We start from the raw sequence: 6,010 nt of genomic DNA on the forward strand, positions 1-6,010 counted from the left end.
GGATGGTCTGCCGAAGTTCAGTTGGTTAGAGCGACGGACTGTTAATCCGCAGGTCCCCCGTTCGAGTCGGGGAGGGGGAGCCAATTCCGCGAAAGCATTAGACTTTTTCCAGCATTTACACTACTCTACAAGCAATATTCTCACTGCATTTGCTCTGATAACAACCTGCTCTGTAATTTATCGACCAGACAAAAATCAAACCGATGAATTTGATAAAGAAATTAGCAATGCATCCGATACTATGGAATAACTCTCTTTAAGAAGCGTACTATGGCTGGTTTTAAAAAACTTATCGTACTCCAAGTCACCTCTTGGCTATTATTCTCCTTGATTGGTAGCTTTTTTTTCGCAACAAGTTTTGACTCTGCAATCAACAAAGCACAACAAAGTGCCCATACCATGGTGACAGAGTATATAAAGGATAAGAAACTCACTGAAGTTACTCCTGAACATATCCGTCAGGCCTTAAATAGCGGAGATGTTTTCTCAACTTTTATCGTACGAGACTTTGACGGTCAAACCGTTTTGCAAGTCAATACACCGAGCAACCTCCCCTTTATTGCCGAACTCATAGAATCAAATATCAATGCGATTCGCCCCCAATTTGCTGTTAACGATACCAAAGACATCAAGATTGAATTCTTGATCAATGCACAAAGCCAGGCGCAACTACTACAACAAGCCCTACTACTACTTATCATTATTTCAGCCTTAGTTGCCTTTATTCCTGTTTTCTTTATGCAAGGCGTCTATAAAAAACTGAATCGCAACGTTAGTATGACAGTGGCCAATGCTGTAGATTCATACATCACGCAAAACCAAGTTACCGACAATATTGAATTTGACTTTAACGATGGCAAAGTGGCAGAACTAGGCCAAGATTTAATCCCCTCTTTTAAACGCTTAGCCAGCTTTTTAAAATCAAAGCAAGAAGACATTAAAAACGCCGCCCACTCTATCAAGCAAGAGGCGTATAAAGATGTAGTTACTGATCTTGGCAACCGTAATATGTTCGTTGAGTACTACGAGCAGTATATCGAATCGTCTGCCAAAAAGGCATTTGGCTCACTGGCGATGATCCGCTGTTCTGAATTGCAGGTCATAAACCAAACCCGTGGCTATCAAAAAGGCGATGAGTATATTAAGTCAGTATCGGATATCATCAAACACGTCACCGGCACTTATGCTGGCAGCCAAGTATTCCGTTTAAATAGCTCGGATTTTGCGGTGATCTTACCCAATGTACCAAGTAAAGAAGCAGAAGAGTTTGGTGAAACTCTGCAAGCACGCTTTACTCAGTTTCAGCAAAACCAAGAACTATCATCGGTTGCAAACACTGGGATCGTGCCTTATGAGAATGGTAAACCACTTGGAGAGCTACTCTCGGTTGTCGATAATGCGATGAGTATGGCGCAGAGCAAACAAGCCAATGCTTGGCATATTCAACGTGAGTCTGACTTAGTGAATAATGTCAGTGCTGGATTTGGCAATCAAAACTGGCGCCGCGTGATCCGCGATGTGATCAGCAGCAAGCGGGTTAGCTTGATGATGCAAAATATCATGCCAATTGGTAAAAATTCTAAGGCCTATGCTGAGATCCAGTCTCGCTTCAAAACCGAAGAAGGACAAATGCTACCAACAGCCTCTTTCCTTGCCATGGCGGAAAAGCTAGAAATGGCCATCGAGATTGATCAACTTATAATCGACACCTCGCTAGAACTTATCAAAACGCGTAATTTTAATGAAAAGTATTTTGGGATCAACGTTACCGCATCGAGTGCTCATAACGATCAGTTTGTGATCTGGTTAGAGCGTCGGTTGTTAAAAGAAACCAATCTAGCCCCTAAGCTGGTATTTGAAGTTAGCGAGTTTGGCTTACAGCAAAATATTAAAGCCAGTAAGCGCTTTATTGATATGGTTCATCGTGCCGGTGCTCGTATCACCGTTGAGCGTTTTGGTGTGGGTTTGACGTCATTTAAGTTCTTTAGAGACTTAAAACCTGACTATATTAAAATGGACGCAAGCTATACTCGCGGTCTTGAAGAAGACAAGAATAACCAATATTTTATGCGCTTAATGGTTGACCTTGCGCACCGTATCGGTGTCAACGTATTTGCCGAAGGTATCGAGAGCCAAGAGGAAAAACACATAGTCGAAACACTTTGTTTGGATGGTGTACAAGGCTATTACATCGAAAAACCTAAGGAAATCTAGGTAACTAAAGCTTGGGTAATTGAGCCCTTATCCAAGTTCAACGAAAGTTCCAAGGGCAACTTGTTTGCCCTTCCCTTTACCGCATCATTGCACTGACTTTCGCACACTATCATTTGCCACACCAGTTACAATCTGTGTTACTATTGGCAGGAATTATCATTCAAATTTATCCATGCGATCTAAGAAGTTCACAAAGATAAGCTTGAAGATTATTTCAACGCTAGCGGTAATCCAAGATCTAGCAATAAAAATTACTCTATCACCATGATTTTATTGCTCAAAGCTCATATATTTAGCCAGATAAGCAAACTCTGAATTAGGATTACTTGCTAATAACTGAATGAAAACTGTCAGCATTACATGACAAGCTACGGACTCACACTATTTGAGACGCTCGCTTCAATGATAGTAGGCACATGTTTTCACTTAAAAAATTCAAAGCAGAACGGTGCTACCGGTTTAATTCTACTAAAAAGTATTTTTAGCAAAATTAAATCCAGTCAAAACTTGCACCTAGTAAGTTCTTTAATACAGTTAACTATCACCTCGATTTGACGGGAAAACCCGCATAAAGTGAATAAGTTATAGAGGCAGGAATGACCGAATACATTTTGTTGCTCATTGGCACAGTGCTGGTGAATAACTTCGTTTTAGTCCAATTTTTGGGCTTATGTCCATTTATGGGGGTATCTGGAAAATTGGATACCGCAGTGGGAATGTCGTTAGCGACCACCTTTGTTCTCACGCTAGCCTCAGTCACCAGCTACTTAGTCAATCAGTATATTTTATTGCCACTTGACCTCACTTTTTTAAGAACGATGAGCTTTATTTTGGTTATCGCGGTAGTTGTACAATTTACAGAAATGGTGGTGCGTAAAACCAGCCCAACCTTGTATCGGTTACTGGGAATTTTCTTGCCTTTGATCACTACTAACTGCGCAGTGCTTGGCGTTGCACTACTTAATATCAAAAAAGACCACACCTTTTTAGAGTCTGCTGTCTATGGTTTTGGCGCTGCGGTTGGCTTTTCTATGGTTTTGGTGCTATTCGCCGCTTTGCGTGAGCGTTTAGCAGTCGCTGACGTGCCGACACCGTTTAAAGGTGCATCGATAGCAATGATCACCGCAGGACTCATGTCGCTTGCGTTTATGGGCTTTTCTGGATTGGTTAAGTTTTAGATATGACATTACTTTACGCATTACTTGCGCTGGGTGCGCTGGCGCTTATTTTTGGTATTGTGCTTGGCTATGCAGCAGTGAAATACCGAGTTGAAAGCAACCCAATTGTTGAACAGATAGATGCTATTCTGCCACAGACTCAATGCGGTCAGTGTGGCTATCCCGGCTGTCGACCGTACGCTGAAGCGATTGCAAATGGCGATGATGTGAATAAATGCCCTCCCGGCGGTGAAGCAACAGTGAAAAAACTGGCGGATTTAATGGGCGTTGAAGCAAAACCACTGGCTGGTGGGGAAGACGCAGAGCCGGTTAAGAAGGTGGCTTACATTCGTGAAGACGAATGTATTGGCTGCACCAAATGCATTCAAGCTTGCCCCGTTGATGCCATCGTTGGTGCAACCAGACAAATGCACACCGTGCTAGTTGACGAGTGCACAGGCTGCGATCTGTGTGTCGAGCCCTGCCCGGTCGATTGTATTGATATGATCCCAGTTGCACAGACCAAGCAAACGTGGAAATGGCAGCTACATGCCATTCCTGTGACACAGATTGATTAAGAGGTTTAAGTGGAAACATTACTTGAACAAATAGAAAGTGGAAAACTGTGGCAGTTCCCAGGTGGCATCCACCCACCAGAGCAAAAGACATTATCTAACCAACAACCGATTGCTCGTTTACCTTTGCCTGATAAACTAATCCTGCCCCTAAAGCAACACATTGGTGCCAATGGTAGCCTGTTAGTTAACTCTGGCGAGCACGTGCTTAAAGGGCAAGCATTGACGGCTCCCGGCACGAACTGGTCGCTCCCCATTCACGCTCCCACATCTGGCACCATTGAAGCGATAAAGCCGATGCCATCGGCGCATCCATCCGCGCTACCTGAGCTCAGTATTATTTTGCGCCCAGACGGTGAAGATAAGTGGACACCACTGAACCCAATTAGCGACATTAGCACGCTTGATAACAAACAGCTTATCGATATTATCCACCAGGCTGGTATTGCCGGTATGGGTGGTGCGGGATTCCCAACCTATGTCAAAGCAGACAGCCCAAAGCCCATTGAGTTTTTAGTCGTCAATGGCATTGAGTGCGAACCATATATTACAGCCGATGATCGTTTGATGCGTGAGCACGCCAAAGAAATCATCGCAGGCGTCGAAGTGCTACAAGGCATATTGAAGCCACAAAAAGTGTTATTTGGCATTGAAGATAATAAACCTGAAGCCATTGCGGCGATCACCGCAGCAGCTCAACATAATCAGGATATCTTAGTCCGTAGTGTGCCAACCAAATACCCTTCTGGTGGTGAAAAGCAACTGGTCAAGCTATTAACTTCCAAAGAAGTACCAAGTGCTGGAATACCAGCGGATATCGGCGTTCTAGTGCAGAACGTTGGAACACTGTTCGCAATTTGGCAAGCCATTTTTGAGGGTAAACCACTTATTGAGCGTGTAGTTACCGTGACCGGTAATACCATTACTCAGCCAAGCAACGTGTGGGCTTTACTCGGCACTGAAATAAAGCACCTGCTAGACTCACAAGGCTTTTCGCCAGTAGAGGCGCAGCGCGTAGTCATGGGCGGTCCAATGATGGGCTTTACCTTGCCATCGGTTAGGATCCCTGTGGTCAAAACCACCAACTGTATACTCGCGCCAGACAACCAAGAACTTGCGATCCCAGGTGATGAAAAGGCATGTATTCGCTGTAGTGCCTGTGCAGATGCCTGCCCTCAAAGCTTATTACCACAACAGTTACAATGGTTTGCTAAAGGCAAAGAGTACCAAAAATTAGAGGAATACAACCTCTTTGACTGTATCGAATGCGGTGCGTGCTCTTATGTTTGCCCAAGCGAAATCCCCTTGGTGCAATACTACCGAGTTGCCAAAGCCGACATTCGCGAACAAAAACTTGAACAAGTCAAAGCTGAGCGTGCTAAAGAGCGTTTTGAGGCAAGAAAGGAGCGCTTAGAGCGCGAACAAGAAGAGCGTCAAAATAAACATAAACGCCGTTCAGCTGGTGCTGCACCAAAAGCCGCAGATAAAGAAAAAGTGCAAGAAGCACTCTCACGCGTTAAAGATAAGCAGTCAGATAAATCCGCGGTCCAAGCTGCGATTGCACGCGCCAAAGCCAAACGAGGTGAGAATGGCGAATTAGAGCCGGATAACAGCGCCATTGCTGAAGAGCGTGCAAAACGCAAAGCGCAAGCGCGTAAATATAAAGAAGAAAAAACTGATCAGCCTGAAAGCACAGATAAAAAAGATGCAGTAGCCGCCGCCATTGCCCGTGCAAAGGCGAAAAAGGCCGCTGCCCAAACCGCGCCTGAATCTGAGCCAGCTGCAGCAGATGATAAAAAGGCAGCCGTAGCTGCTGCAATCGCCCGGGCTAAAGCCAAAAAAGCAGCCGCAGAAGACACCGCAGAACCTGAAGTCAATGCAGCGCCAAGCGATAAAAAGGCAGCTGTTGCCGCCGCAATTGCCAGAGCTAAGGCCAAGAAAGCCGCTAAAGAGGCACAAGAAGCTGGCGAAAGCGCAGGCGAGCAAGCAGAAGCCGCTCCAACGGAAAGCGCCGAGGAAGATCCACGCAAAGCCGCCGTTGCAGCCGCAATTGCCAGAGCTAAG

4 protein-coding genes and 1 tRNA gene are annotated in these 6,010 nt (G+C 45.0%); all 5 read left to right on the top strand.

All coding sequences use genetic code 11. The features are described from left to right. The first annotated feature begins 14 nt into the window (after positions 1-14). Positions 15-83: transfer RNA gene (locus CWC03_RS22840), tRNA-Asn, on the top strand. A gap of 187 nt (positions 84-270) precedes the next feature. Then, positions 271-2,214, top strand: coding sequence for an EAL domain-containing protein (locus CWC03_RS22845; protein WP_138583796.1), 1,944 nt, complete (start codon positions 271-273; stop codon positions 2,212-2,214). Between the two features lie 596 nt (positions 2,215-2,810). Then, positions 2,811-3,392 (top strand): electron transport complex subunit RsxA, encoded by a 582-nt coding sequence (gene rsxA, locus CWC03_RS22850; RefSeq protein WP_010370383.1) that lies wholly within the window; start codon positions 2,811-2,813, stop codon positions 3,390-3,392. 2 nt (positions 3,393-3,394) lie between these two features. Further along, a complete protein-coding gene (rsxB, locus tag CWC03_RS22855) occupies positions 3,395-3,949 on the top strand; it encodes an electron transport complex subunit RsxB (RefSeq protein WP_138583797.1) in 555 nt (184 codons plus the stop codon). A gap of 9 nt (positions 3,950-3,958) precedes the next feature. Then, the coding region (rsxC, locus tag CWC03_RS22860) for an electron transport complex subunit RsxC (RefSeq protein ID WP_138583798.1) at positions 3,959-6,010 on the top strand (2,052 nt) is incomplete at its 3' end.

This window comes from Pseudoalteromonas sp. S2755 (assembly GCF_005886535.1).
Taxonomy (GTDB): domain Bacteria; phylum Pseudomonadota; class Gammaproteobacteria; order Enterobacterales; family Alteromonadaceae; genus Pseudoalteromonas.

What these genes read in the sequence shown, in the direction of transcription:
- CWC03_RS22845 (WP_138583796.1), top strand. Translation starts at nt 271, where the DNA reads ATGGCTGGTTTTAAAAAACTTATCGTACTCCAAGTCACCTCTTGGCTA.
- rsxA (WP_010370383.1), top strand. Translation starts at nt 2,811, where the DNA reads ATGACCGAATACATTTTGTTGCTCATTGGCACAGTGCTGGTGAATAAC.
- rsxB (WP_138583797.1), top strand. Translation starts at nt 3,395, where the DNA reads ATGACATTACTTTACGCATTACTTGCGCTGGGTGCGCTGGCGCTTATT.